General features: G+C 72.1%; 20 protein-coding genes and 1 pseudogene. 14 read left to right on the top strand and 7 right to left on the bottom strand.

The genetic code is table 11. The annotated features are described in order from the left end of the window. Nucleotides 1–89 precede the first annotated feature (89 nt). Nucleotides 90–1,178, bottom strand: a complete 1,089-nt coding sequence (locus ACFY3J_RS37720) for a hydrogenase expression protein HypE (protein WP_384187517.1) — start codon at nucleotides 1,176–1,178, stop codon at nucleotides 90–92. Between the two features lie 259 nt (nucleotides 1,179–1,437). Then, complete coding sequence (locus tag ACFY3J_RS37715; RefSeq protein ID WP_390842789.1) at nucleotides 1,438–2,517, bottom strand: PucR family transcriptional regulator; 1,080 nt, start codon at nucleotides 2,515–2,517, stop codon at nucleotides 1,438–1,440. A 197-nt stretch (nucleotides 2,518–2,714) separates the two neighbouring features. Between ACFY3J_RS37715 and ACFY3J_RS37710 the strand changes: the two genes are divergently transcribed. From ACFY3J_RS37710 to mgrA, 8 genes are all read left to right on the top strand, one after another. Further along, entirely contained in the window at nucleotides 2,715–3,161 is a 447-nt protein-coding gene (locus ACFY3J_RS37710; protein ID WP_141367194.1) for an SPW repeat protein, read from the top strand. A gap of 198 nt (nucleotides 3,162–3,359) precedes the next feature. Beyond that, the gene (locus tag ACFY3J_RS37705; RefSeq protein ID WP_384187512.1) at nucleotides 3,360–4,805 is read left to right on the top strand and encodes a glyceraldehyde-3-phosphate dehydrogenase; all 1,446 of its coding nucleotides are present in this window, start codon (nucleotides 3,360–3,362) and stop codon (nucleotides 4,803–4,805) included. A gap of 49 nt (nucleotides 4,806–4,854) precedes the next feature. Then, nucleotides 4,855–5,331 carry a GNAT family N-acetyltransferase gene (locus tag ACFY3J_RS37700; RefSeq protein ID WP_384187509.1) on the top strand — a complete coding sequence of 159 codons (477 nt, stop codon included), beginning with the start codon at nucleotides 4,855–4,857 and terminating at the stop codon, nucleotides 5,329–5,331. A 171-nt stretch (nucleotides 5,332–5,502) separates the two neighbouring features. Then, complete coding sequence (locus tag ACFY3J_RS37695) at nucleotides 5,503–7,836, top strand: SpoIIE family protein phosphatase (RefSeq protein WP_390842788.1); 2,334 nt, start codon at nucleotides 5,503–5,505, stop codon at nucleotides 7,834–7,836. A 79-nt stretch (nucleotides 7,837–7,915) separates the two neighbouring features. Then, the gene (locus ACFY3J_RS37690) at nucleotides 7,916–10,714 is read left to right on the top strand and encodes a SpoIIE family protein phosphatase (protein ID WP_384187503.1); all 2,799 of its coding nucleotides are present in this window, start codon (nucleotides 7,916–7,918) and stop codon (nucleotides 10,712–10,714) included. A 661-nt stretch (nucleotides 10,715–11,375) separates the two neighbouring features. Further along, nucleotides 11,376–12,536 (top strand): PP2C family protein-serine/threonine phosphatase, encoded by a 1,161-nt coding sequence (locus ACFY3J_RS37685; protein WP_390842787.1) that lies wholly within the window; start codon nucleotides 11,376–11,378, stop codon nucleotides 12,534–12,536. A 213-nt stretch (nucleotides 12,537–12,749) separates the two neighbouring features. Continuing rightward, nucleotides 12,750–13,157 carry a roadblock/LC7 domain-containing protein gene (locus tag ACFY3J_RS37680; protein ID WP_384187497.1) on the top strand — a complete coding sequence of 136 codons (408 nt, stop codon included), beginning with the start codon at nucleotides 12,750–12,752 and terminating at the stop codon, nucleotides 13,155–13,157. Nucleotides 13,158–13,306: 149 nt separating this feature from the next. Next, entirely contained in the window at nucleotides 13,307–14,350 is a 1,044-nt protein-coding gene (gene mgrA / locus ACFY3J_RS37675; protein ID WP_390842786.1) for an L-glyceraldehyde 3-phosphate reductase, read from the top strand. A 163-nt stretch (nucleotides 14,351–14,513) separates the two neighbouring features. Here mgrA and ACFY3J_RS37670 read toward each other — a convergent pair whose 3' ends face one another. Beyond that, nucleotides 14,514–15,818 carry a PHB depolymerase family esterase gene (locus tag ACFY3J_RS37670; RefSeq protein ID WP_390842785.1) on the bottom strand — a complete coding sequence of 435 codons (1,305 nt, stop codon included), beginning with the start codon at nucleotides 15,816–15,818 and terminating at the stop codon, nucleotides 14,514–14,516. 249 nt (nucleotides 15,819–16,067) lie between these two features. Here ACFY3J_RS37670 and ACFY3J_RS37665 point away from each other — a divergent pair, with 249 nt between their 5' ends. After that, nucleotides 16,068–17,417, top strand: coding sequence for an endo-1,4-beta-xylanase (locus ACFY3J_RS37665; protein ID WP_390842784.1), 1,350 nt, complete (start codon nucleotides 16,068–16,070; stop codon nucleotides 17,415–17,417). A 363-nt stretch (nucleotides 17,418–17,780) separates the two neighbouring features. Beyond that, nucleotides 17,781–18,899, top strand: a complete 1,119-nt coding sequence (locus tag ACFY3J_RS37660) for a PP2C family protein-serine/threonine phosphatase (RefSeq protein WP_384187487.1) — start codon at nucleotides 17,781–17,783, stop codon at nucleotides 18,897–18,899. A gap of 384 nt (nucleotides 18,900–19,283) precedes the next feature. Here ACFY3J_RS37660 and ACFY3J_RS37655 read toward each other — a convergent pair whose 3' ends face one another. Beyond that, a complete protein-coding gene (locus ACFY3J_RS37655; RefSeq protein ID WP_384187484.1) occupies nucleotides 19,284–20,357 on the bottom strand; it encodes an NAD(+)/NADH kinase in 1,074 nt (357 codons plus the stop codon). A gap of 251 nt (nucleotides 20,358–20,608) precedes the next feature. On the opposite strand from ACFY3J_RS37655, the gene ACFY3J_RS37650 reads away from it, so the two are divergent. Further along, complete coding sequence (locus ACFY3J_RS37650; RefSeq protein WP_225080860.1) at nucleotides 20,609–20,779, top strand: hydrophobic protein; 171 nt, start codon at nucleotides 20,609–20,611, stop codon at nucleotides 20,777–20,779. An 82-nt stretch (nucleotides 20,780–20,861) separates the two neighbouring features. Here ACFY3J_RS37650 and ACFY3J_RS37645 read toward each other — a convergent pair whose 3' ends face one another. After that, the gene (locus ACFY3J_RS37645) at nucleotides 20,862–21,881 is read right to left on the bottom strand and encodes a sigma-70 family RNA polymerase sigma factor (protein ID WP_384187520.1); all 1,020 of its coding nucleotides are present in this window, start codon (nucleotides 21,879–21,881) and stop codon (nucleotides 20,862–20,864) included. A gap of 213 nt (nucleotides 21,882–22,094) precedes the next feature. Beyond that, nucleotides 22,095–22,154, bottom strand: a pseudogene (locus tag ACFY3J_RS37640) (hypothetical protein); the annotation flags it as partial. Nucleotides 22,155–22,207: 53 nt separating this feature from the next. On the opposite strand from ACFY3J_RS37640, the gene ACFY3J_RS37635 reads away from it, so the two are divergent. Further along, a complete protein-coding gene (locus ACFY3J_RS37635; protein ID WP_384187523.1) occupies nucleotides 22,208–22,462 on the top strand; it encodes a hypothetical protein in 255 nt (84 codons plus the stop codon). Nucleotides 22,463–22,567: 105 nt separating this feature from the next. Here the strand turns inward: ACFY3J_RS37635 and ACFY3J_RS37630 are convergent, their stop codons facing one another. After that, the gene (locus ACFY3J_RS37630) at nucleotides 22,568–22,900 is read right to left on the bottom strand and encodes a cupin domain-containing protein (RefSeq protein ID WP_390842783.1); all 333 of its coding nucleotides are present in this window, start codon (nucleotides 22,898–22,900) and stop codon (nucleotides 22,568–22,570) included. Between the two features lie 194 nt (nucleotides 22,901–23,094). Between ACFY3J_RS37630 and ACFY3J_RS37625 the strand changes: the two genes are divergently transcribed. Together ACFY3J_RS37625 and ACFY3J_RS37620 are read left to right on the top strand one after the other, a co-directional pair. After that, a complete protein-coding gene (locus tag ACFY3J_RS37625; protein ID WP_390842782.1) occupies nucleotides 23,095–24,453 on the top strand; it encodes a PP2C family protein-serine/threonine phosphatase in 1,359 nt (452 codons plus the stop codon). A 133-nt stretch (nucleotides 24,454–24,586) separates the two neighbouring features. Then, nucleotides 24,587–26,119, top strand: a complete 1,533-nt coding sequence (locus tag ACFY3J_RS37620) for a hypothetical protein (protein WP_390842781.1) — start codon at nucleotides 24,587–24,589, stop codon at nucleotides 26,117–26,119. Nucleotides 26,120–26,124: the final 5 nt, after the last annotated feature.

Here is a 26,124-nt window from a genome sequence, read left to right as displayed (position 1 = left end):
CTCGGTCTGAACCTCGTTCCTCGCTGCGGGCTGGGAGAGCGGGCTTGCCGTCGGTCGGCGCGGCGGCGGGATGTGCGCCGCCCACGCCCTCAGGGACGCCAGTGCGGGTCGAAACCGCTGGTCAGTTTGCGTTTGTTGTGGCGCCACTTGGGCTCGTGGTTCACCATGTCGTTCGTCAGGCCGCGCAGTCGCCGGATGACCGCCCCGTAGGGTTTGACCAGCATCGACGACAGGGTGCCGCCGGGCGGCTCGTCCATGAACGGCATGAACGCGTCGGGGAAGCCCGGCATGGTGCAGCCGATGCAGATGCCGCCGACGTTGGGGCAGCCGCCGATGCCCGCCATCCAGCCGCGCTTGGGCACGTTGCAGTTCACGACCGGACCCCAGCAGCCCGTCTTCACCAGGCACTTGGGAGAGTTGTAGTCCATGGCGAAGCTCGCCTGCTCGTAGTACGAGCCCCGGTCGCAGCCCTCGTGCACCGTCTTTCCGAACAGCCACTGCGGGCGCAGCATGTGGTCCAGCGGCGGCGCGGGCGCCGTCCCCGCCGCGTGGTAGAGCACCCAGATCAGGGTCTCCATGAAGTTCTCCGGCTGGATCGGGCAGCCGGGCACGTTCACCACCGGCAGGCCGCTCTCCGCCTTGAAGTCCCAGCCCAGGTAGTCGGCCAGCCCCATGCAGCCCGTGGGGTTCCCCGCCATCGCGTGGATGCCGCCGTAGGTGGCGCAGGTGCCGGCCGCGACCACGGCCCAGGCCCGGGGAGCGAGTTGGTCGATCCACCAGTTCAGCGTCTGCGGTTCGCCGGTGTCCGGGTCGTTGCCGAACGACGTCCAGTAGCCGTCCCCGTCGATGATCCGCTGGTTCGGGACCGAACCCTCGATGACGAGGATGAACGGGGTCAGCTCACCGCGTACCGCGGCCCGGTACGGGGCGAGGAAGTCCTCGCCGCCCAGGCTCGGCGAGAGCACCTTGTTGACCAGGTTCACCTTCGGCAGACCGGGGATCAGCCCCAGCACCAGGTCCTCGATGGAGGGCTGGTCGGCGGCGGTCAGCGAGACGGTGTCGCCGTCGCAGCTCATGCCCTCGGAGATCCAGAGGATGGTGATCTCGTCGAAACCCGCACGCTCCTGGGGCGTCGCAGGCTCCCGGCTGACTTCAGTGGTACCGCCTTGGGTCGTCATGTCGTCGGCCTCCCATGGAGTCGGTGGGGGAGTCGGTCGCAGGCGGCGGCCCGGAGGCCGCGGCATGCCGGGACGGACGTCGCGGTACCGGCCGGACCGACCGGGGAGAACGCGTGGTCCTCCGGGCCACGGCGGCGCGACGCACCCACCGAATCCCTTCACCAGGCTCACACCGGTCCGGGAGCACCGCTCGTTGTGTACGGGCAGTGGAGTGAACGGCGCCGTCGCCGGGCGGACGGCGCTCCTCGACCGGGGTCCGTCAGAGCTCGGCGGTGGGCCAGCCGAGGAGGCGCGCGCCGATCACGGCGGTCTGGAGGGTGTAGCGGTGCATGGGGTCGGCCGGGTCGGCTCCGGTCAGCTTGTGGATGCGCTCCAGGCGGTAGGTGAAGGCGCGCACGCTGAGGTTGAGGCGGCGGGCCGCCTCCGCGGCCGTGCAGCCGGCGTCGAAGTAGGCGATCAAGGTGTCCAGGAGCGGCTGGGCGCCGCCGCGGGCGGTCGTCAGCGGGCCCAGCGTGTCGCGGACCAGGTCGGCCATGGCCTCCCGGTCGCGGGTCAGCACGGGATACACCAGGAGGTCGGCAGACCGCAGGACGGGCTCCTGGAGGTCCAGCCGGTCCGCGAGTTCCAGGGCGTTGAGGGCCTCCTCGTAGGAGTGGACCACTCCCCCGGCGCCGGGGTGGGGGCGTCCGATGGCGACCCGGCCGCCGTCGGTGGAGGCGTACGCCTGCTTGGCGAAGAACGCCAGGACGTCGTCCTGGTCGCCCGGGGCGATGCAGATGAGCCGGCCGTCCTTGGTGGTGAGCAGGATGCGCCGGTCACCGAACCGGGCGACCACCTCGGTCTCGACGTACCGGGCGGCCGGGTGCGTGTCGTCGACGGGCTCCCCGCCCTGGGCGACGGCCACCGCGTGGGCGCGGGAGAACAGCAGCCCGTAGCGTTCCGCGCGTTCGCCCAGCCGCCCGAGGTCGCTGCGGCCGTAGAGCAGGTCGTCGATGAACTCCCGGCGGGCGGCCTCCTCCTTGCGCATGGCGAGCTTCTGCGCCCGGTCGTGACCCTCGGCGAACGCGTCGACGGCCTGCTCCACCGCGGTGAGGACCTGTTCGACGCCGGCGGACGCCAGCGCGGGCGCGAAGGCCCTCGCCTCGGAGAGGTGCCGGCGGACGAGCCTGCGCAGTCCGTGGCCGGCCTCCGCCGCCCGCTCCCCGTGGGCGCGCAGCAGGTCCAGCTCGTCCCGGGTCAGGCGGCGTCCGGTGGCACAGACGTCGGCCAGGATCTGCGCGTACCCCGTCAGATATTCGTCGGGTACCTCTGGCCCCGTCACTCGCCCTCCCCAAATCATCCCTGCACGTCAGCGGCGCCTTCTTGACGCACACCCGACAAGATTGACAGACGGATGCGCACTCCCCGCACTGGGCGCGCACTGTGACGCAACTCACCGCAAGAAGGCGGGCAAGCGCATATAAACCCCCCATAAGGGGGAAATTGGCTTATAGGAGAACTCCACACTGGCAACCTCATGGAGAGGAGACGGCAGTGATGTCGTATCCGCAGCACTCCACCGGAATGAGCTCGCACCCGGAGATCGCCGAGATGCGAGAACGCCTCGAGCGTACGGCCGCCAGCAACCGGGCGATCGTCATCGAGGGGTTGATCGTGCTGGCCGGTGTCTACGCCGCGATTTCCCCGTGGGTGGTGCACTTCGCCGCCCAGCCCAGCCTCACCGTCAACAACCTGATCATCGGCATCACGGTCGCCCTGATCGGCCTCGGCCTCACCCTGGCCCCCGAGCGCATGTTCCGCCTGGCATGGCTCCTCGCCCCGCTCGGCGTGTGGCTGGTCATCTCCCCCTGGGTCGTGCCCGCGGCCCACGGCTCCCGGGCCGGCGTCATCTGGAACAACTGCTGGCTGGGCGCGATCACAGCCCTGCTGGGGCTCGCCGCCATGGGGCTGACCGTAGGACTCACCCGCCGCACCCGCCGGTGACCGGACCCACCCGCCGCACCCACCGGTGACCCGGGGACACCGGCACCCACCAGCCACGACGGAGGGCCCGTATCCACCGACCACAGAGGAATCCCGACCATGGGCCGTACCCCGCACGACAGCGGGTACGGCCCACTGTCATGATCGACAACCCATGGGGTTAGCATATGAGCGCCGCCTAGCTCGAAAGATAAATCTGTGACTGTCAACGACGACTCGTTCACCAACTGGAAGCACCGCGAAGAGATCGCGGAATCGATGATCCCGATGATCGGGAAGCTGCACCGGGAGCGGGACGTCACCGTCCTCCTCCACAGCCGCTCCCTGGTGAACAAGTCGGTGGTGAGCATCCTCAAGACCCACCGGTTCGCCCGTCAGATCGCCGGTCAGGAGCTGTCCGTCACCGAGACGCTCCCCTTCCTGCGGGCCCTGGCCACGCTCGACCTCGGGCCGTCCCAGATAGACATCGGCATGCTGGCCGCGACGTACCGCGAGGACGACCGCGGCCTTCCGGTGGAGGAGTTCACCGCCGAGGCCGTCGCCGGCGCCACCGGCGCCAACAAGATCGAGCGCCGCGAGGGGCGCGACGTCGTCCTCTACGGCTTCGGCCGCATCGGCCGGCTCGTGGCCCGCCTGCTCATCGAGAAGGCGGGCTCCGGCAACGGCCTGCGCCTGCGCGCCATCGTCGTGCGCGGAGGCGGCGAGGAGGACATCGTCAAGCGGGCCTCGCTGCTGCGCCGCGACTCCATCCACGGCCAGTTCCAGGGCACCATCACCGTCGACGAGGCGAACAGCACGATCGTCGCCAACGGCAACGAGATCAAGGTGATCTACGCCGACGACCCGACGTCGGTGGACTACACGGCGTACGGCATCAAGGACGCCATCCTCATCGACAACACCGGCAAGTGGCGCGACCGCGAGGGCCTGTCCAAGCACCTGCGCCCCGGCATCGACAAGGTCGTGCTGACCGCGCCGGGCAAGGGCGACGTCCCCAACATCGTCCACGGCGTCAACCACGACACCATCAAGCCGGACGAGCAGATCCTGTCCTGCGCCTCCTGCACCACCAACGCGATCGTCCCGCCGCTGAAGGCGATGGACGACGAGTACGGCGTGCTGCGCGGCCACGTGGAGACCGTCCACTCGTTCACCAACGACCAGAACCTGCTGGACAACTACCACAAGGCCGAGCGCCGCGGCCGCTCCGCGCCGCTCAACATGGTCATCACCGAGACCGGCGCCGCCTCCGCCGTGGCCAAGGCGCTGCCCGACCTCACGGCGAAGATCACCGGCAGTTCGATCCGCGTGCCGGTGCCGGACGTCTCGATCGCGATCCTCAACCTGCAACTGGCGCGCGCGACCAGCCGCGAGGAGGTCCTGGACTACCTGCGCAACGTGTCGCTGACCTCGCCGCTCAAGCGTCAGATCGACTTCACCAGCGCCCCCGACGCGGTCTCCAGCGACTTCATCGGCTCGCGCCACGCCTCGATCGTCGACGCCGGCGCCACCAAGGTCGAGGGCGACAACGCGATCCTCTACCTCTGGTACGACAACGAGTTCGGCTACTCCTGCCAGGTCATCCGCGTCGTCCAGTACGTCTCCGGGGTGGAGTACCCGACCTACCCGGCGCCCGCGGTCTGATCCGCACCCGTTGTCCGTCGGCGGGACGCGGTGTGTGAGACTGCGCCCCATGATCCGCACCGCGACCCCCGCCGACGTCCCCGTCATCCACGCCCTGATCCGCGAACTGGCCGAGTACGAGAAGGCCCTGGACGAGGTACGGGCGACACCGCGGCAGCTCGCCGAGGCACTGTTCGGCGAGCACCCCGCGGCGTTCGCGCACATCGCGCAGGACGAGGACGGCGAAACGGTGGGCTTCGCCCTGTGGTTCCTCAACTTCTCCACCTGGCGGGGCGTGCACGGCATCTACCTGGAGGACCTCTACGTCCGCCCGGAGGCCCGCGGCGGCGGGCACGGCCGGGCCCTGCTGACGGAGCTGGCCCGGGTGTGCGTCGAACGCGGGTACGAACGCCTGGAGTGGTCGGTCCTGAACTGGAACCGGCCGGCGATCGGCTTCTACGAGGCCCTGGGGGCACGCCCGCAGGACGAGTGGACGGTGTACCGGCTGACCGACGAGCCGCTGAAGGCACTGGCTGCGGGAGCGTAGCCGGCCCCGCGGACCGACCCGCCCGCGCTGCCCGTCCCGCCCGCGTCGCCCACCTCCCCGCTCCGCCCGCGTCGCCCACCTCCCCGCGCTCCCTGTTTCCCGGGCGGCGGGACACCGCCCCCGATGGCAACATGGCCGGTGGGGGTCCTGCCCGTGGATGAGGGTGAAGGCATGGGCGTCAATGGCGTCAGCGGCGGCAGTCCGGGCGATCCGCTCATCACGACCACGGCGGTGGCGGTCGTCGACGCCGACGGGCTGATCACCTACTGGAGCCAGGGGGCCCAGGACCTGCTCGGCTACTCCGCCGCCGCCGTCGTACGGCATCCCGCGCGGGCGCTGCTGCGCAGCCGCGACCCGACCGCCGCGATGTCCCGGCTGCACCGGAGCGACCGCGCCGGGAACGCGCTGGTCACGGTCCGCCACCGCGCGGGTCACGCGGTGCGGCTCACCGTGCGCGTATGCCCTCTGCTCGCCGCCGACGGCCGCCGCGACTGGCTGGTCCTCGGGGCAGGCGTCCCGGCCGGCACACCTCCCGAAACCCACGCGACCGGCACCGCCCCCGCCGGTACAGACGCGATCCGCATCACCGATACCGGCACCGACGCGGGCAGGCCGTCGCCGGTCGTGACCCGGCACGCCCGGCGGACGCTGGTCTCCGGGCAGCCCCAGGTCACCGTCACCCACACGCCGCCCCGGCACGGCAGGACGGGCCGGCTCGGCCGCGAGCGCACCCCGCCGCGCTCCTTCTTCCCGCTGCACGACGACGCGGGCCGAACGCTCGGGCTCTGCTACGCCGCCCGGGGCGTCACCGTCCAGGACCCGACCCGCGAGCGGCTGGTACTGCTGAACGCCGCCAGCGAACACATCGGAACCACGCTGGATCTCGACCGCACGGTCCGCGAGTTCGCGGAGGTGGCCGTCCCGCAGCTCGCCGACTTCGTGGCCATCGACCTCCTGGACGTCGCGACCACGGGGAAGGGCCCGCCCACCCGCTCGCCGGGCGGCCCGGTCACCCTGCGCCGGGCGGCCCATCTGTCCATCCGGCCGGACCTGCCCAAGGTGATCGCCGAGGTCGGCGAACCCATCCGGTACCCGCCGGGGTCCCTGCAGAACCGCTGCCTGGCCACCGGGGAACCCAGCCGTGAGGCCCTCGGCCCCGGGACGCCCTGGCTCCCCGACGACCCGGTGCGGTGGACCGGGATCAACCGGTTCGGCGTGCACACGCACCTGGTGCTGCCGCTGCGGGCCCGCGGCGTCACGATGGGCGTGGTGACCCTGCTGCGCTGGGAGAACCCCGATCCCTTCACCGAGGACGACCAGCTCCTGATCGAGGATCTCGTGGCACGGGCCGCCGTGTGCGTGGACAACGCCCGGCGCTTCGCCCGCGAGCACCAGGCCGCGCTCACCCTCCAGACCAGTCTGCTGCCGCCCAACCTGCCCCCGCACAACGCCGTCGAGGTCGCCCACCGCTATCTCCCCGCCGACGCGGAGTCGGGGGTGGGTGGGGACTGGTTCGACGTCATCCCGCTCTCCAGTGCCCGGGTCGCGCTGGTGGTGGGCGACGTGATCGGGCACGGCCTGCACGCCGCCGCCAGCATGGGGCGGCTGCGCGCCGCCGTGCAGACTCTGGCCGACCTGGATCAGTCCCCGGACGAACTGCTGGCGCACGTGAACGACCTGGTGATGCGTCTGTCGGACGAGGCCGAGGCGGCCGCCGAGGGCCCGGCGGCGGCCGGCGCGACCTGTGTGTACGCCATCTACGACCCCATCGCACGGACGATGGTCGTGGCCCGCGCCGGACACCCCACCCCGGCCGTCGCACACCTGACCGAGCCCGTGGAGTTCCCCGACATCCCCGCCGGCCCGCCCCTGGGGCTGGGCGGCCTGCCGTTCGAGTCGGCCGAGATCCCGCTGGAGGAGGGAAGCGTCGTCGCCCTCTACACCGACGGGCTGATCCAGGCGTCGGACCAGGACGTCGACGTCGGCATCGAGCGGCTGTGCTTCGCCCTGGCCCACCCCGACCGGCCGCTGGAGGAGATCTGCGACATCATGGTCCGCGCCCTGCTGTCGGACCGGCCGCGGGACGACATCGCCTTCCTCGTCGCCAGGACGCGTGTCCTCAGCCCCGACCTCGTGGCGTCCTGGCACGTACCCGCCGACCCGTCGGCCGTGCGCGTGGTGCGCGACGACGTCAGCGACCGGCTGTCCCAGTGGAACCTCGAGGAGCTGGCCTTCACCACCGAGCTGATCGTCAGCGAACTGGTCACCAACGCCATCCGCCACGCCCACGGGCCGATCAATCTGCGGCTCATCCACGAGCGCACCCTGATCTGCGAGGTCTCCGACGGCGGCCACACCTCCCCGCACCTGCGGCGCGCGCGCAGCACCGACGAGGGCGGACGCGGCCTGTTCCTGGTCGCCCAGCTCGCCCAGCGCTGGGGCACCCGGTACACCGGCTCCGGCAAGACCATCTGGACGGAACAGCCCTTGCCTGACGAAATCTAGGCGAAACCACCGATCCACAAGGGGATCGATCGGACAAACCGGTCGCACGGCAGGGAAGCGCGGTGTTAGAAATGACAACATGGTCGGTTGTTCCCGCCAGCCCCGGAGGGCAGCGCAACCGCCGTTCGGTGAGCGGCGTGCGGACGATCAGGCCCGCCGCCGTCCGGTGACCTGGACGGCCCGGAGCGCGACCGGACTTCGTTTTCCACCGTCCTGGCGGCCCGGCACGGTGGCGGCGCAGGTCTTCCTGTTGCAGGTGATCGTCATACTGGTGCTCGTCGCCGCGGCCGCCACCGCCGTGGTGCTCCAGCGGCGGTACGACGGGGAGAACAGCGCCAAGGCGCGCTCCCTGGCCGTCGCGGAGGCGTTCGCTCAGGCACCCGGTACGGCAGTGGCCCTCCAGTCGCCCGATCCGTCGGCACTGCTGAAGATCCCGGCGGAGAAGGCGCAGCTGAGTTCCGGTGTCGACTACATCTCCGTACTGAACAGGCGGGGCGTGCGGCTCACCGACCCGGAACCACAGCTGATCGGCACCCCGGCGCAGGAGATCGGCCGGGCCATCGCGGGCAAGACCTTCACCGAGACGTTCCACGGCAGCCCCACCGACTCCGTCCGCGCGGTGGTGCCCGTGGTGGGCGCCGGCCGGCACGTGATCGGCATCGTCACCGCGGGAATCGAGTTCCAGACCCTGGGGCACCTGCTGGACCAGCAGATACCGATGGTGCTGGACGCGGCGGCGCTGGCCGTGGTGCTCGCGACCGGCGGCACCTTCCTCGTCAGCCGGCGGCTACGCCGCCAGACCCGCGGTCTCGGCCCGACCGAGATGACCCGCATGTACGAGCACCACGACGCCGTCCTGCACGCGGTGCGCGAGGGCGTGCTGATCGTCGACGCCGACGGACGGATCCTGCTCGCCAACGACGAGGCGCGCCGGCTGCTGGACCTCCCCCACGACGCCGACCAGCGGCACGTCACGGACCTGGGCCTGGGGCCGGAGATGACTCGGCTGCTGAAGTCGGGTGCGGTCGCGTCCGACGCGGTGTTCCCGGCCGGGGACCGGATGCTGGCGGTCAACACCCGGCGCACCGCCCCGTACGGCAACACTCCGGGCCTGGTGGCCAGCTTCCGTGACACCACCGAACTGCGCGCCCTGTCGGGCCGGGCCGAGCTGGCCCGGGAACGCCTGACGCTGCTGTACGAGGCCGGGGTGCGCATCGGCACGACGCTGGACGTACGGCGTACCGCTCAGGAACTGGCCGAGGTGGCTGTCCCGCGGGCGGCGGACATCGTCACCGTGGAACTGCTGGAGTGCGTGCTGCGCGGCGAGGAACCCACCGGATCGGCGCACCGGATGCGCCGCACCGCGCTGTACGGGGCGGACACGCACAGCCCGCTCCAGCCGGTGGGCGACCTCATCGAGTTCGTGGTGGCCGACACGTCGATGGGGGCGGCGCTGCGGCGCGGCGAGGCGGTGCTGGTGCCGGATCTGCACCGCGCGCAGGACTGGCGGTCCCGGGATCCCCAGGGCGCGGTCCGCGTGCTCGACCACGGCATCCACTCGCTGATCACCGTGCCCCTCAGGGCGCGGGGCGTGCTCCTCGGCATGGTCAACTTCTGGCGGGGCGCCGGCTCGGCCCGGTTCGAGGAGGAGGACGTCGCGGTCACCGAGGAGCTGGTGGCCCGGGCGGCGGTGGCGATCGACAACGCGCGCCGCTACTCCCGCGAGCACGCGATGGCGGTGACGCTTCAGCGCAGTCTGCTCCCCAGGGACCTGCCCGACCAGGACGCGCTGGAGGTGGCGTGGCGGTATCTGCCGGCCCAGTCCGGGGTCGGCGGCGACTGGTTCGACGTCATCCCCCTGCCCGGCTTCCGGGTGGCGCTGGTGGTCGGCGACGTCGTCGGGCACGGGCTGCACGCGGCGGTGACGATGGGCCGGCTGCGCACGGCGGTGCTGAACTTCTCGTCCCTGGACCTGCCTCCCGACGAACTGCTCGGTCATCTGGACGAGATGGTGATGCGGCTGGACACCCAGACCGCGAGCGCGGACGGCGAGGTGTCCACGGTCACGGGCGCCACCTGCCTGTACGCCATCTACGACCCGGTGGGCGGGCACTGCGCCATCTCCCGCGCCGGGCACGTCGTACCGGCCGTGGTGGACCCCATGGGCCGGGTGACCTTCCCGGACCTTCCCCTGGCACCGCCGCTGGGGGTGGGCGGGCATCCGTTCGAGACGGGTGAGCTGAGCCTGCCGCAGGGCAGCCGGCTCGTGCTGTTCACCGACGGTCTGATCGAGGACCGCGGGCGGGACATCGACGAGGGGCTGTCGATGCTCGCCGAGGCCGTCGCGCCCGCGGACAGGACGCCGGAGGAGACCTGCCAGGCGCTGATGGAGGTCATGCTGCCGGAGCATCCGAGCGACGACGTGGCTCTGCTCGTCGCCCGGACGCGGCTGATCGATCCGTCGCGGGTGGCGGTCTGGGACGTGCCGCTGGACGTGGAGGCGGTCTCCCGGGTGCGCGGCGAGGTGACCCGCCGGCTGCGCGACTGGGGGCTGGAGGAGTCCTGCTTCGCCACGGAACTGGTGCTCAGCGAGCTGCTGACCAACGCCATCCGCTACGGCGCCGAGCCGGTACGGGTCAGGATCCTGCTCGGGCGCACGCTGATCTGCGAGGTGTCGGACGGCAGCAGCACCTCGCCGCACCTCAGGCGCGCGGCGACCACCGACGAGGGCGGCCGCGGCCTGTTCCTGGTCTCGCAGTTCGCGGACCGGTGGGGCACGCGCTATGTGCCGCACGGCAAGGTGATCTGGGCGGAGCTGAGCCTGGACGGCCGCCCGGAGCCGGACCCGGAGGCACTGCTGGACGCGATGGCATGGTGAACGGACCGGCGACGCCTCCTTCCGCGCCGGGGCCGGGTGAGCGGCCTGTCACCGCAGCGGTCACGCCGACCGGGTCGCCGGTGCGGCGGGCACACCGGTGACCGCCACGGGCATCGCGGGTCCGGCCGCGCGAAACGAGGCCGTCCACGCCCACCCGGCCCTTCCGGCCCACGCCGCGACCGCGGGTGCCGGGGGCGGCTGCCTCACCCCGCGGGGCAGGGCCCGGCCTCGATGAGCCCGCGTACCGGCTTGGACCCGCGCGGCCTGTCCGGTCGTGGGCGGGGCGGGCGATGGCCGCCGACCGGCACGGTGGCCGTCCAGGTGACCGACGGCCACCTCGGCGCCGGCGAGACCATGGCGACGAGGTGCACAAGCGCGACGGACCCCCCGGGCCCACATCGCCGACACCACAACGGAACCCCGCCCACGCACGCCACCCCCCGGGTCGAACCGCCCACGATCCCTTGCCGCCGGGCGGCGGGTGCCACCCGAACAGGCGCCGGGCGCCAAGGACATGCCGGGGCTTTCGCCTTCCCGGGCCCGACGCCCGGCCATGCGGCGGCGGGACGCGTCCGCGGCAGCCGGCCCAGGGGTCGTGCCCGGCCCGTGGACCGGGTTACTGCACTCGCACCCCGTGCCGCAGCGGTGCACTGTGGTAGGCGTGAGTTCCTGGCAGGGGCGTTTCGCCGACCGGGCGCAGGGGTGGCAGTCGGGTCACATACTGTTGCTGATCCCGGTCGCGCTCATCGTCCTCATCACCGTGTCCGACATCGTGGCCCCTTCCGACATCGTGCTCGGCCCGCTGCTGGTCATAGCCCCCGCGATCACCGCCTGGTTCGAGGGACCGTGGATCACAGGGGTCATCGGTGCCGCCGCGGTGGCGGCCCAGGGATTCGCGGGCTGGCGGCTGGGCATCCTGCCGTCGCGGGAAGTGTCCGTGCAGATGATCGCCCTCGCGGTGCTCTCCTTGCTGGTCGTGGCCCTGTGCGCGGTCCGCGACCGCCGCGCGCGCGAGCTGGCCCAGGTCCGGTCGGTCGCCGAAGCCGCGCAGCGGGTGCTGCTGTGGCCCCTGCCCACCCGGCTCGGCCCGCTTCAGCTCGCCTCTCTCTATCTGGCCGCGGAGGACGAGGCGTCGATCGGCGGCGATCTCTACGCGGCCGCCCGCACCGACAGCGGTGCCCGGGTGATGATCGGCGACGTACGCGGCAAAGGGCTGCCCGCCATCGGCGAGGCGGCCCTGCTGCTCGGCGCCTTCCGCGAGGCCGCCCATCACCACGCCTCCCTGCCCACGCTCGCCGCCTCCCTGGAGCGAAGCATCACCCGCTACCTTTCCGACTTCGAGCCCGAGGAGGAGGCCGGGGAGCGCTTCGTCACCGCTCTGCTGCTGGAGATCCCGGACGACGAGCCGGTCGTACGGCTGACCAGTTGCGGCCATGTGGCACCGCTGCTGCTGAGACTGGACAGATCGGTGACGATGCCGGATCTCACGTCCGCCCCGCCACTCGGGGTCGGCCTGACCGACCCCGACGGCTCCGTCGTCGACGTACTGCCCTTCGGCCTCGGCGACACCCTGCTGCTCTACACCGACGGGGCCGTCGAGGCCCGTGACGGCCGCGGCGTCTTCTACCCACTGGTCGAGCGGACGGCCCAGTGGGCCGACGGTTCCCCGGAGTCCCTGCTCCACCACGTCCAGCGCGACCTGCTCGCCCACACCGGCGGGGGCCTCGACGACGACGTGGCCCTGATCGCCATCCGCCGTGTCCCCGCCTCGCCCACCGCTCACCGCTTCGGCCGGATGGTCCAGGCCCAGGCCCGCAACTGAACGGGGCCATCAGGGATATTCACCCCAGGGCTTGCCAAGATGATCACCAAGGCTCGTATAGTGACCGGCAGTTGGGCAACACGTGTCACCGGAGAGTGCCAGGCCTCCGAGCCGGCCCCGAGGCGGCGGACCGCGCTCGACGCCGCCACCCCGCCGACGCAGCCGGCTCCCCGCACTCCCACCCGTACGAGCACCCGGAAGGCGAACCACCTCATGACCGGCCAGACCACCGCCGACGACAAGCTCACCTGGCTCCTGGAGGGCCTGCTGGAGCGGACCCCGGGCGCGCGGCACGCGCTGGTGCTGTCCCGGGACGGACTGAAGCTGTGCCGTACCCCGGAACTCACCCCCGATCAGGCCGACCAGCTCGCCGCGATCGCCGCGGGCATCCAGTCGCTGTCGCACGGCGCGTCCACCGAGTTCGGCGACGGCACCGGCGGCGTCCGCTCGGCGATGACCGAGTTCTACGGAGGGGTGCTGTTCATCGTCGAGGCCGGCGAGGGCGCGCATCTGGCGTTGATCACCACCGAGGACGCTGACGCCGGGCTCGTCGGGCACACGATGAGCGAGCTCGTGGAGCAGCTGGGCGAGCACCTCACCGCGCCGCCCCGCGCCTCCTGAGCCACGGCCCCTACGCCCGATTCAGAAGCGCCGGCGCTGAGTCCGATGGAACGCAGCGGTTGGACTTCAGGATCATGCTGGAGCAAGGTGGGGGCGTCGCCTCGATCCCGGGGAGACGCCCCTTCATCGCACCACCCGGAGACCACCCGATGACCTACGTCGCGGATCCTGAGCGTTACGACGGCACCATGCGCTACCGGCGCACCGGCCAATCGGGGCTCGACCTGCCCGTCCTGTCCCTGGGCTACTGGCACAACTTCGGCGACGACCGGCCCTTCGAGACCCAGCGCGAGATCGCCCTGCGCGCCTTCGACCTGGGCATCACCCATCACGACCTGGCGAACAACTACGGCCCGCCCTACGGCTCGGCGGAGATCAACTTCGGGCGTCTGATGAAGCAGGACCTCGCGCCGTACCGGGACGAGATGGTGATCTCCACCAAGGCGGGCTGGGACATGTGGCCCGGCCCCTACGGCCAGGGCGGCGGTTCCCGCAAGTACCTGCTCGCCTCCCTGGACCAGTCGCTGAAGCGCATGGGCCTGGACTACGTCGACGTCTTCTACTCCCACCGGCTGGACGCGAGCACGCCGCTGGAGGAGACAATGGGCGCGCTGGACACCGCCGTCCGCCAGGGCAAGGCCCTGTACGTCGGCATCTCCTCCTACGACGCCGAGCGCAGCCGGCAGGCCGCCGCCATCCTGCGCGAGCTGGGCACCCCGCTGCTCATCCACCAGCCCTCGTACAGCATGGTCAACCGGTGGATCGAGACCGAGGGGCTGCTCGAGACCGCGGAGGAGGAGGGCTTCGGCGTCATCGGTTTCACCGCCCTGGCCCAGGGGCTGCTGACCGGGCGCTACCTCGACGGCGTGCCGGAGGACTCACGGGCCGCGCAGGGCACCTCCTTCGACACCGCCTGGCTGTCCGAGGACATGCTGCGCAGGCTGCGGGCCCTGAACGACATCGCGGCCCGCCGCGGGCAGACCCTCGCCCAGATGGCGCTCGCCTGGGCGCTGCGCGACGAGCGCGTCACCTCCTTGGTGATCGGCGCCTCCCGGGTGGAGCAGCTGGAGCAGAACGTGGCCGCGCTGGACCGCATGGACTTCAGCGCCGAGGAGCTGGCCGAGATCGACGAGTACGCCACCGACGGCGGCGTCGACCTGTGGCAGTCCGCCCGCACCGGAAAGCTCGGCTGACCCGCGCCGAAGGGTTCGTGGACGGGGCGGCCGGACTCCACCGAGCCCGGCCGCCCCGCGCCCCGGCTGCCCCTACGGCCGTTTCGAGGGCCGTTTCGAGGCGCCGGGGCGCGTCCGTGGGGCGGTGCTGTCCGCCCGTTCGGCGAGGACGACGGCCGGTTTCTCAATTCACCTGGCAGGCGGCTCCGTTGAGGGTGAAGGACGCCGGACTGCCGGTGTTTCCGGTGTGGTTGGCCTGGAAGCCCAGGGTGGTGGAGGCTCCGGGGGCCAGGGTGGAGTTGTAGGCGACGTTGCGGGCGGTGACGGCCCCACTGGTCGGGGAGAAGGTCGCGTTCCAGCCGGAGGTGATGGTCTGTCCGGCCGGCAGCGTGAAGGCCAGCGCCCATCCGTCGATCGGCGCGGTGCCGGTGTTGGTCACCGTGATGGACGCGGTGAGCCCGGTGTTCCAGGCGCTGGTCGTGTACGCCACCCGGCAGGCGCGCGCCGGCGGTGTGGTGGGCGGGTCGGTCGGCGGCTGTGTGGTCGTGGAGTCCAGCCCGAAGAAGGAGATGGCACGGGCGGCCATGCCCGAGGTCGGCAGGGTGTGCCCGGTGCCCTGGATGCTGACGGCCTCGACGGGCGCCTGGGTGCCGGTGCCGCCGTAGCGCGTACGGGTCCAGGTGGACTGCGGGTGATCGGTGAAGGCGGGAGTCTGGCTCACTCCCAGGACGTCGGTCCACTGCTTGATCTCTTCACCGAAGTTCGGGTAGCGCAGGGTGGTGTCATCGGTGCCGTGCCACACCTGCATGCGCGGCCGGGGGCCGTTGTAGCCGGGGTAGGCGCCGCGGGCCAGGTCGCCCCACTGCTGGGGTGTCCTGATCACGGTGCCGTTCGCGCAGGCGCTGTTCCACTCGGAACCGTCGGTGGTGGCGAAGCAGCCGAAGGGCACGCCCATGAAGGCGGCGCCGGCCTTGAACACGTCGGGGTAGTCGCCGAGCAGGACGTTGGTCATCATCGCCCCCGAGGAGGCGCCGGTCACGAAGACGCGCGCCGGGTCGGCCCCGTAGTGCTGCTGGGCGTAGGTGACCATCGACATGATGCCGACCGGGTCGCTCCCGCCGCCGCGCTTGAGCGCCTGCGGCGAGGACACGTCGAAGCAGCCGCCGCTGCGCGTGGCCGAGGGGTAGATGACGAGGAAGCCGTAACGGTCGGCCAGCGAGGCGAACTCGGTGCCCGAGTAGAACGCGGGCCCGGAGCCGGTGCAGTAGTGCACGGCCACGAGCACCGCGGGCCGGACCGGCGCGCTGTCCGGGCGGTAGACGTACATGCGCAGGTTGCTCGGGTTCGCGCCGAACCCGGTCACCTCCGTCAGGGAGGCCGCGTGGGCGCTCGGCACGGCCAGCAGGAGTGCCGCGAGCAGGGGCGTCAGACCCGCGAGCAGGGCCGTCAGCAAGGTGCGGAGTCCGGGCCTTCTTCGGGTTCGGGGCATGTCGTCGTCCTTTGCTTCGAAACTTTCGAATCGATTTCGGGAAGGCGCCGCGTCACGCTAGAGGTGCCGCACAGCCGCGTCAACCACTGGGATCGCCTGCAACTCACAAAGGAACAGCGGGAGGTCGAGCTTCAGCCATCCCTCATTACGGCATGCGCGAACCGTTGACCGGCTTCCGTTCTGTTCGTAACCTGCGCGTCACATTCGACCTTGGCAGCGAAACTTTCGAGAAACGGAGATGGCATGCCCATGCCTAGACGGGCGGCGCAGGCGTTCACGGCCGTCCTGCTCGCCGCTTCCACCGTCACGGCCCTGTCGCACACCGCCGCGGCCGCCGACACACTGGGGTCCGCCGCGGCCGGAAAGGGCCGTTACTTCGGTGCCGCCGTGGCCGCGAACCACCTCGGCGAATCGGCCTACGCCGGCACGCTCGACCGCGAGTTCAACCAGGTGACGCCCGAGAACGAGATGAAGTGGGACGCCACCGAGGGCACCCGCAACACGTTCACCTTCGGCTCCGCCGACCAGATCGTCAGCCACGCGCAGAGCCTGAACATGAAGGTCCGCGGGCACACGCTGGTGTGGCACTCCCAGCTCCCCTCCTGGGTCTCCGGTCTGGGCGCCACCGACCTGCGCTCGGCGATGAACAACCACATCACCCAGGTCATGCAGCACTACAAGGGCAAGATCTACGCCTGGGACGTGGTCAACGAGGCGTACCAGGACGGCTCCAGCGGGGCCCTGCGCAGCTCCCCGTTCGCGGACAAGCTCGGCAGCGGCTTCATCGAGGAGGCCTTCCGCACGGCCCGCAGCGTCGACCCGAACGCCAAGCTCTGCTACAACGACTACAACACCGACGGCGTCAACGCGAAGAGCAACGCGGTCTACGCCATGGTCAAGGACTTCAAGTCCCGTGGCGTGCCGATCGACTGCGTGGGCTTCCAGTCCCACTTCAACAGCGCCTCCCCCGTTCCGTCCGACTACCAGGCCAATCTGCAGCGCTTCGCCGACCTCGGGGTGGACGTGCAGATCACGGAGCTCGACATCGAGGGCTCCGGCACCGCCCAGGCCAACAACTACTCGAACGTCGTCAAGGCCTGCCTGGCGGTGACCCGTTGCACGGGCCTCACCGTCTGGGGGATCACCGACAAGTACTCGTGGCGCAGCAGCGGCACTCCCCTGCTGTTCGACTCCAACTACGGCAAGAAGCCCGCGTACGACGCGGCCCTCGCCGCGCTCGGCGGCTCGGGCGGGGGCGGAGACGGTGGCGGCGGCAACCCGGGCGGCAACGCCTCCTGCACGGTCTCCTTCACCAGGACCTCGGACTGGAACGACGGCTACAACGGTGAGGTCGTCGTGAAGGCGGGCTCCGCCCCGATCAACGGCTGGTCCGTGACGCTCACCTTCACCCCGCCGCAGAAGGTCGCCACCCTGTGGAACGGCACCGCCGGCTGGGACAGCAGCGGCAACGTCATGACCGTGCGCGCCGCCTCCTACAACGGCAGTCTCGCGGCGGGCGCCTCGACCAGCTTCGGCTTCACCGCGGTGAAGAACGGCAACAACTCCACACCGACGCTGGGAGCCTGCACGGCGTCCTGAACCGGGCCCGGGCACTTCACGCACGGCCGGGGCGCACCTCGCGGGGCGCCCCGGCCGTGCCCCGTCCGCGGCGGCTTCCGGCCTCGCTGACATGCCCTTGCCTGGAGCAATGCCGAGGCGGTGACGGTGCCACACAGCACGCTGGTGGTCTTGATCAAGCCCGCCGGGAGTACCTGTGAACAGGCCGCCTGAGTGTTTCCGCGAGGACCGTCGCCCGGAGCCGGGCCGCACCGCCGTGCGCCCGCCCGGACCCGCCACGCTCCCGCCGCCTCCCGGGTACCGCCGGGGCGAGCGGTGAGACGGCCCGGCCGCGGCACGGGCGAGGGGACCGGTACGCCGCGCCCGCCGAGGACGCAGTCGCCGGTGCCCGCACAGCCCCTGTGGCTGCGCTGGCTGCCGGTCTTCTACGTCGTGGTGGTCCTCGCCGTCGAACCGGTAACCCCGGCGCTGTGGCCGGTGAGCTTCGTGCTCACCGCCCTGCCGCTGGTGGCCGCCTTCGGGTACGGCCCAGGCGTGGTCGCCGGCGTCACGGTGTTCGCCATCGCCCTGGAGGGCGTCCTGGCCGGCACCCCGTGCTGTGCGGGACGTTCGGTGGGCAATCTGTGGGACCGCCACTACGTGGCCAACTACGTCTGCACCTTCGTGGTGGGCATCCTCGGCACGATCCTCGCGGCGCACCGTGCACGCCGGGAGCACACCCTCGCCACGGTGCGCTCCGTGGCGGAGACCGCGCAGCGCGTGTTACTGCGCCCGGTCCCCCACCGTCTCGGCCAGGTCTCCGTGGAGACCTTGTACCTCTCCGCGGCGGCCGAGGCGCAGATCGGCGGCGATCTGTACGAGGCGGTGGCGACCGCGCACGGAGTGCGTCTGCTCATCGGCGACGTCCGCGGCAAGGGCCTGGTCGCCGTGGAGACGGCCGCGACGATGCTCGGAGCCTTCCGTGAGGCCGCGCCCGACGAGCCCGATCTGGCGGCTCTGGCCCGGCGCATGGAGCGCAGCATGAGCCGGTATGCCGCGCAGCTGCCCGGCGCGGAGGCGGCCGAGCGCTTCGTGACGGCGGTGTTCGCGGAGATCCCCGACGACGAGCACGTCGTGCGTCTCGTCAACTGCGGCCACCCCCCTCCGCTGCTCGTCAGCGGAGGCCGGGTCACCGAACTGGAGGCGACCGAGCCCTCGCCGCCCATCAACCTCGGGGGGCTGCTCGGCGGCGGGTACCACGTGGACGTCGAGCCCTTCCGGCCCGGCGACGAGTTGCTGCTGTACACCGACGGTGTCACCGAGACCCGCGATCCCGCAGGCGCCTTCTACCCGCTCACCGATCGCGTCCGGCCCTGGGCAGGCCTTCCGCCCGGCGAGCTTCTGGAGCACCTGCACGCGGACCTGCTCGCCTACAGCGGCGGAAGCCTCGACGACGACCTGGCCGCCCTGGCCGCCCACCGCCTCCCCTCCGAGCCCGCCCCCGAGCAGCGACACGGAGCGTGACCGAGGCCGGCCGTCCGCGCCCGATGCTCGGGCACGACTCGGCACAGCGGCGCGTCCGGCTCCGCCGCCCGGGTGCGCACGGTTCCGCTGCCGGTCGGCGCCTGTGCGGGTCCGGTTCGACGCCGGCGGTGTTCCGGCCACCTGGTCATGCCCCGTCAACCCCGCAAGCCCGACGCACCACGCAGGCACGCGCGAACCGACCCACCCGCGCGCCCGGACCGGCCTGCCCGCGCCGATCCGGTCGACCCGACGGCATCGCGGCCGCCCCGACATGCCCCAGCCGACCGGCCGAGCTCCCGGCGGGCTCGTACCGGTGGGCGCCCGTGCGCGGACGAACTCGCCCACCGGCTCGGGCGGGCCCGCGGCGGCCGGTTCGCCGCGGGATCACGGGACCTGTGAGGGGTCGCCGGGGCGGGCCGGCAGGGCCAGGTGGTCGAGGTCCGCCGGCCGGGGCGACGTCACCGGCCACAGGGGGGCCGGGGTGCCGTCGGCGACCGCGGCCGGGGCGTCGGTGAGGTTCATGCGGTCGCGCAGACGGCCGTAGAAGTCCATGGGGCCCAGCCGGACGGCCCGCAGCCGGCGCGGGGCGGCGTAGACACCGATCCAGTCGCCGGGGTCGAGCACACCGCGCAACTGGCCGTCGATGCTGACGGCGGCCTGGCCCGAGCGTTCCAGGACGCGCATGCCGATCGGTTCGTCCGGCGCGGCCACGACCGAGCGGTTGAACGCCATGTGCGGGGCGACCGGGGTGAAGACGAGGGCGTCCGCCCGGGGCGAGACGACCGGGCCCCCGGCGGCGAAGCTGTAGGCCGTGGAGCCGGTGGGGGTGGCGACCAGCAGCGCGTCGGCCGAATAGGACGCCAGGAGCCGGCCCGCGAGGTAGACGCCGACGGACACCTGCCGGTCCCGGGCCAGCTTCTCCACCACGACGTCGTTCAGCGCGGTGACGTTCATCGCGATGCCCCAGTCGCCGCCCGCCTGGCAGTCGGCGCGGACACGCGGCGGCGGCAGCAGCGGGCGGCGACCGTAGCGCATCAGCTCCTCGATGTCGGCGGGCACCTCCAGGCGGCGCGAGGCGCGCAGGGTGAGCATCATCCGGCTCTCCACCGTGAGGCGCTCCGCGACGACGGCGTCCAGCGCGGCACGAACGACCGTGACGGGCACCTCCGTGAGGAAACCCACCCGGCCGAGGTCGACGCCCAGGACCAGGGCGTCGTTCACGGCGGCCAGCCGGGCACCGCGCAGGAACGTGCCGTCGCCGCCCAGGGTGACGATGAGGTCCGGGTCGCCCGCGACCTCGACCTCCTCCCGGGAGCTGCGCCGCTCTCCTTCGTGCCACACGTCGATGTCCGCGCACCCCACGCCGTGCTCGTCGCACCACTCGCGCACGGTGCGGGCGGCGGCCGCGGCCGCACCGCGCCCGCCATGGACGACCAGACCGATACGACGCACCGTCACCTCTGCCTCCGGTATCTGCGCACCCGAGCCGACCCGATGCCGGACGCCATCCTCACCGCGCGGTGCGCACCTCCCGGAACGCCACGCCGCCGGACGTCCCCGCACCACCGCGTCCGACCGCGCCCGACCGGCACCGACCGGGGCGCGGGCAGCACACACGAGTTCCCCTGCCTCAGATGTGGAAACACCGGATTTCCCGGGGTGTTTTCCCGCGCATGCCGGGCATTCGGTGTCTCCGGAGGTTGATACTCATGGTTCCCTTGCTGCTCGTTCTCCTGCTCGCTCTGGTCCTCTTCGGCATCGGGTTCGCCCTGAAGGCGCTGTGGTGGATCGCGATCATCGTGCTCGTGCTGTGGCTGCTCGGTTTCGTCGTACGGCCCGCGGGCAGCGGCGGCCGGAGGGGCCGCTGGTACCGCTGGTGAAGGCCGTCGCCTCGGTCCGCGGCGGCCGGAGTGGAGCCGTGCGCCCGGTGATCGTGCCGGGCGCACGTTCTGCGCGGGCGCGTCAGCTCGCCCACGCCAGGAGCCGTTCGCCCGGCTCCTGTTCCCTCAGCTGGGCCAGTGACTGCTTCTCCAGCTGGCGCACGCGCTCACGGGTCAGGCCCACGTGCTGGGCGACCTCGTTCAGGGTGCGCTGGTGCCCGTCGTGCAGGCCGTACCGCAGGCTGAGGATGAGGGCCTCGCGCGGCGCCAGTGTGTCGACGGCCTCACGCAGTTCCTCGGCCAGTGCCTGGTACTCGGCGACCTCGGGGGCCTGCAACACCTCCGTGTCGGAGATGAGGTCGCCGACCACCGTCTCGCCGGTGTCGTCCACCGGCATGTCCAGGCTGATCACCTGCCGGCCGACGCGGCGCAGCCAGACGACCCTGTCCTCGGCGAGGCCGCTCTCGCGGGCGACCTCCTCGACGGTCGGCTCGTGTTCGAGGCTCAGCTGCAACTTGCGTTCGATCTTGGCGAGCTTCTGCAACTGCTCCACGACGTGCATCGGCAGCCGCACGGAACGCGCGTGCGTGGCGAGGCCGCGCTCCATCGCCTGGCGGATCCACCAGGTGGCGTAGGTGGAGAACTTGAACCCCTTCGTGTGGTCGAATTTCTCCACGGCCCGGATCAGCCCCAGGTTGCCCTCCTGGATGACGTCGAGCAGCGGCAGCCCGCGGTGGGCGTGGCGTTTGGCCATCGCCACGACGAGCCGGAGGTTGGCCCGCACCATGTGGTCCTTGGCCTCCTGGCCGTCCCGCGTGGCGGCCTCCAGTTCCCGCCGGCGCTCCGGCGCGAGCTCACGGCCGTCCTCGTCGGCCTGCCGCAGTTCCGCCATGGCCTGCAGACCGGCTTCGATGCGCCGGGCGAGCCGCACCTCGCCCTCCGCGTCGAGCAGCGGTGTCGCCCCGATCTGGCGCAGGTACTGACCGAGCAGGTCGGGTTCACCGTCAAGTTCGGGCACCGCGTCGTACCGCTTGGTGGCACGGGCCGGCGCCCGCCGTCCGGTACGTGCGGACGCCGCCGTCCTCTGCTTCGCGGGAGCCATCACGCGCTCCTCATCTCCTCGCGGCCGCCGCTCGGGTACCCGCAGCGGCCACGGGCTATACGTCCTGGCCGGGGTACGGGTCCTCACCCTTGCCCGGACGCCGTGAGCCGTTCCGTCCGGCGGCGGACGAAGGGGTCGGGCCTCAGGCGCCCTCCGGCCGATGCGCACCTGCCGTCGCATGGGCCCGGATTCGAGGTAGTCCCAGGTGAACACGCCGGGAAGGGTGGCTTCGAACTCGCGGCGCGGCGGCTCGGGGTCGTGGTTGTCGACCAGGGTGAACGCTTCTCCGGGCCCCAGGCGGGCGAAGATGCGCGGGGGCGCCTGCCGTGGGGGTTCGAGGTGACGTCGACGACGGCGGGCCGGTCGAGCCGGCCGCCCTCGAGCAGGGTCTCGAAGTCCGCGGTCAGGAGAGGCAGGTCGGCGCCGGGCAGGAGGGCGAGCGCGGGCAGCGGCACGTCCTGTTCGACGGCGAGCTGGACGGTGAGGAGGCTCGACTGTGCCACGGCTGTCCCCTCCCCGTTCTCGCTCGCCGCCCACGCCACACCCCGGCGATCCACAATTATCACATGTGCTATTCGTAAAAATAAGGAGAGGTGTGGGGTTCGGCTTCCGCCTCGGCCCGGCACCGCCGAGCCGAGGCTGATGGAACGCGGCCATCCGCCGACCGCCGCGGGCGACCGCCGGGGTCAGGACGTCCTGGTGACCGTCAGCAGGGCCGCGGCGTCCTCCAGGGCCTCCAGGCTGTGCCGGGCCTGCGGCACGATGAGCAGGTCCCCCGCCATGCCCTCCCACGACGTGTCGCCGCTGCGCAGCAGCACCCGTCCGCGCAGCACCAGCACGGTCGCCTCGCCCGGGTTGTCGTGCTCGGCCAGGGCCGTGCCGGCGCGCAGGCTGATGAGGGTCTGGCGCAGTACGTGCTCGTGGCCGCCGTAGACGGTCTCCGCGCTGCGGCCGGCCGAGGACGCCTCGGCCCGTCCGAGGTGCTCGCGTGCGAGGGCGTCGAGGGAGATCTTCTGCATCGCTGTGACTCTTCCTCACGAGGGGAGCTGAGCTGGGCAGTTCCGTAGCGTACGCCGGTGCGCCGCCACCTTCGGGCTTTCCCCCTCCGGCTGGTGGCGGGCGGGGGAAGCCACCCCCCTCCGGCCCGGCGTAAGGTGGCCCTGCCGGGCCCGGACGGTGAGGACGAGCACCGGCCCTGCCCGGGAGGTGCCCCATGTCGGACGATCCATGGCGGCCGGAGCCGGAAGAGGCGGCCGGCCACGGGGACGCCGCCGTCCAGGGAAGCGGCCTGACACCGGGTGGTGAGGCCTTCGAGGAGCTCAGCGCCCAGATCCGGCAGCTCAGCCTGGACCGCCGCAGGCTGCACCGTCTGCTGGACGCGGTCGTGGCCATCAGCGCCGACATGGACACCCGCACCGTGCTGCGGCACCTGGTGCAGGCGGGTACCGATCTCGTCGCCGCGCGCTACGGCGCCCTCGGCGTGCTCGGCGAGAGCGGGAAGATCGTCGACCTGATCACCGTGGGCGTCGTCGACGCCGAGCGGCTCCTGGCCGAGTCCGGGCTCCCGCAGAGCCATGGACTGCTGGGCAGGCTGATCGAGGAGCCCAAGCCGCTTCGGGTCGACGCCATCGCCGCCGATCCCCGCGCGGTCGGCTTCCCGGCCGGCCACCCGGTCATGACCACCCTGCTCGGGGTGCCGCTGACCGTGCGCGACACCGTCTACGGCAATCTCTACCTGGCCGACAAGGAGGACGGCACGCCCTTCGCCGACGCCGACGAGGCCCTGCTGACCGCGCTGGCCAGCGCCGCGAGTGTCAGCATCGAGAACTCCCGCCTGTATGGGCGGCTCAAGCGGGCCGCCGAACAGTTCCAGCGCCGTCTGCTGCCGGTGCTGCCCGACCTGTCCCCACTGCGGGTGGAGGCCCGCTACGAGCCGGCGTCCGAGCTTCCCCATCTCGGTGGTGACTGGTACGACGCCCTCGGGCTGCCCGACGGGTCGGTCCTCGTTGTCGTCGGTGACGTGACCGGCCACGACGTGGAGGCGGCGCCGATGATGGGGCAGATCCGCAATATGCTGCGGGCCCTGGCCTTCGACCGGTGCGGGCCGCCCAGCATGATCGTGGACAGGCTCGACCGGGCACTGACCGCGCTCAGCGATCCGCCGGCCGCCACCCTGGTCCTGGCCCGCATCGAGCGGGAACCGGACACCGGGTACGCCCTGCGCTGGACCAACGCGGGGCACCCGCCGCCGCTGCTGATCACCGCCGAAGGCACGGCGCACTGCCTCGCTCCCGAAACGCACGGCATCCCGGTCGGCGTCGAACCGGGCCTGCCCCGTCCCGACCACTGGCAGCCGCTGCCCCCGGAGAGCACCCTGCTGCTGTTCACCGACGGCCTGATCGAACGCCGCGACCGGGACATCGACGCCGGCCTGCGGGACCTGGCGGACCAAGCGGCCGCCCTGGCCTCCGCCCCGCTGGACGCGCTGTGCGACGCGCTGCTCGGCCGCCAGGACGGCTACGACGACGACGTGGCCCTGCTGGCCCTGCGCGTGCCACGCCTGCCGGACTGAGCGGACGTCCGCGTCCGGGAATCCGCCGCTCCCCCGGACGGCCCAAGAGCGCTGGGCAGGAGGGGGAGATGGCGCGTGAGCGGTGGGTGCGTGGTGGAAGGCATGGCGAACCTGCGAGTCGGAGGAGAGCCAGATGCCGGATGCTGTGGTCCAGGGTGCCGTGGGCGGCGACGGTGCCGTGCCGGTCGGCTCCGGCGGGCGGCCCTTCGAGCAGGTGGGCGCGGTCGCCGACGCCGTCCTCTACGAGGGCTACCTGCTCTATCCGTACCGCCGCTCCTCCCCCAAGAACCGCGTCCGGTGGCAGTTCGGGGTGCTGTTGCCGCGCAACTGGGTGGAGCACGACGGACCCGTCACGGTCGGCGTGTCCGGCTCCGCCGACTCCTGGTACCAGCAAACCGAGTGCCTGCTGAGGGTCCACGGGCCCGACGCCGTGCTGTGGATCAGGGTGCGTTACCTCCAGACGCAGCACAAGCAGGTGGAGGAGACCGGCCCGGACGGCGGGCACCACCCCGTGGAGTCGCTGCGGACCGGCGACGGCACGACGCATCTGACCTTCGACGAGGCGGTGCCACGCGAGACCGACCTCGTCGTGCCGCTGGAGGACCTGCTGCGGCGGGAGTGCACCGCCCCGGTGGGAACGGCGGGCGGCGAGGAGAGCGAGTCGCTGCCCGGAGGCGCCGGGCGGATCGTACGGCGGCGCGCGGAGGTCCGGGCGGACACCACGCTCACGGCGGAACGTCTCGCGGACGGACTGGTCCGGCTGCGCGTGCGCACCGAGAACACCGGACACGCGGCGGACCCGCGGGTCCCGCGTGACGCGGCACTGCGCCAGGCGCTCATCGCCACGCACACCCTCGTCGGCGGCACGGACGTGGAGTTCGTCTCGCTGACCGACCCGCCCGCGGACCTGCTGGAGCACGCCCGCGACTGCCGCAACGCGTTCACCTTCCCCGTCCTCGGCGGCGAACCGCCCGCCGCGGGCGACGGCACCGGCACCGCGGACCACGCCCGGTCGCCGGACGGCGCCACCGGACCCGTGCTGCTCTCCGCGCCGATCATCCTGCCCGACCGTCCCCAGGTCGCGCCCGAGAGTCCGGGCGACCTGCACGACGCGGCGGAGATCGACGAGATCCTGACGCTGCGGACGATGCTCCTGACCGACGAGGAGAAGCGCGAGGCACGCGCCACCGACCCGCGCGCCGCCGAGATCCTGGACCGGGTGGACAGCATGCCGCCGGAGGTCCTCTCCCGGCTGCACGGCGCCATCCGCTCGCTGGCTCCCGCGGCCCCCGCCGCGCCCGCCGCCCTGGGGGACTTCGCCGCGGAGCGGCCTGCCTGGTGGCAGGAGGGCGGTGACGACGGCCTCTCCCCCACCACCGAGACGGTGCTCGTCGACGGCGTTCCCGTGGGAGGCGGCAGCCGTGTCCGGCTGCGTCCGCGGGGCCGGGGTGCCGACGCCCAGGACATGTTCCTGGCCGGACGGACCGCGCGTGTGGCCGCGGTCTTCCACGACGTGGACGGCAGCGTGCACCTCGCCGTCACCCTCGACGACGACCCCGCGGCCGAACTGCACACCTGGTACGGCCGCTTCCACTACTTCCGGCCCGACGAGCTGGAGCCGTACACCGCCACCGACTCCCGGAACCCGAACAGTGAGGGGCAGTAATTCAC

This window comes from Streptomyces sp. NPDC001231 (assembly GCF_042896885.1).
Taxonomy (GTDB): Bacteria; Actinomycetota; Actinomycetes; order Streptomycetales; family Streptomycetaceae; genus Streptomyces.
This window is presented reverse-complemented; position numbering and strand designations above follow the sequence as displayed.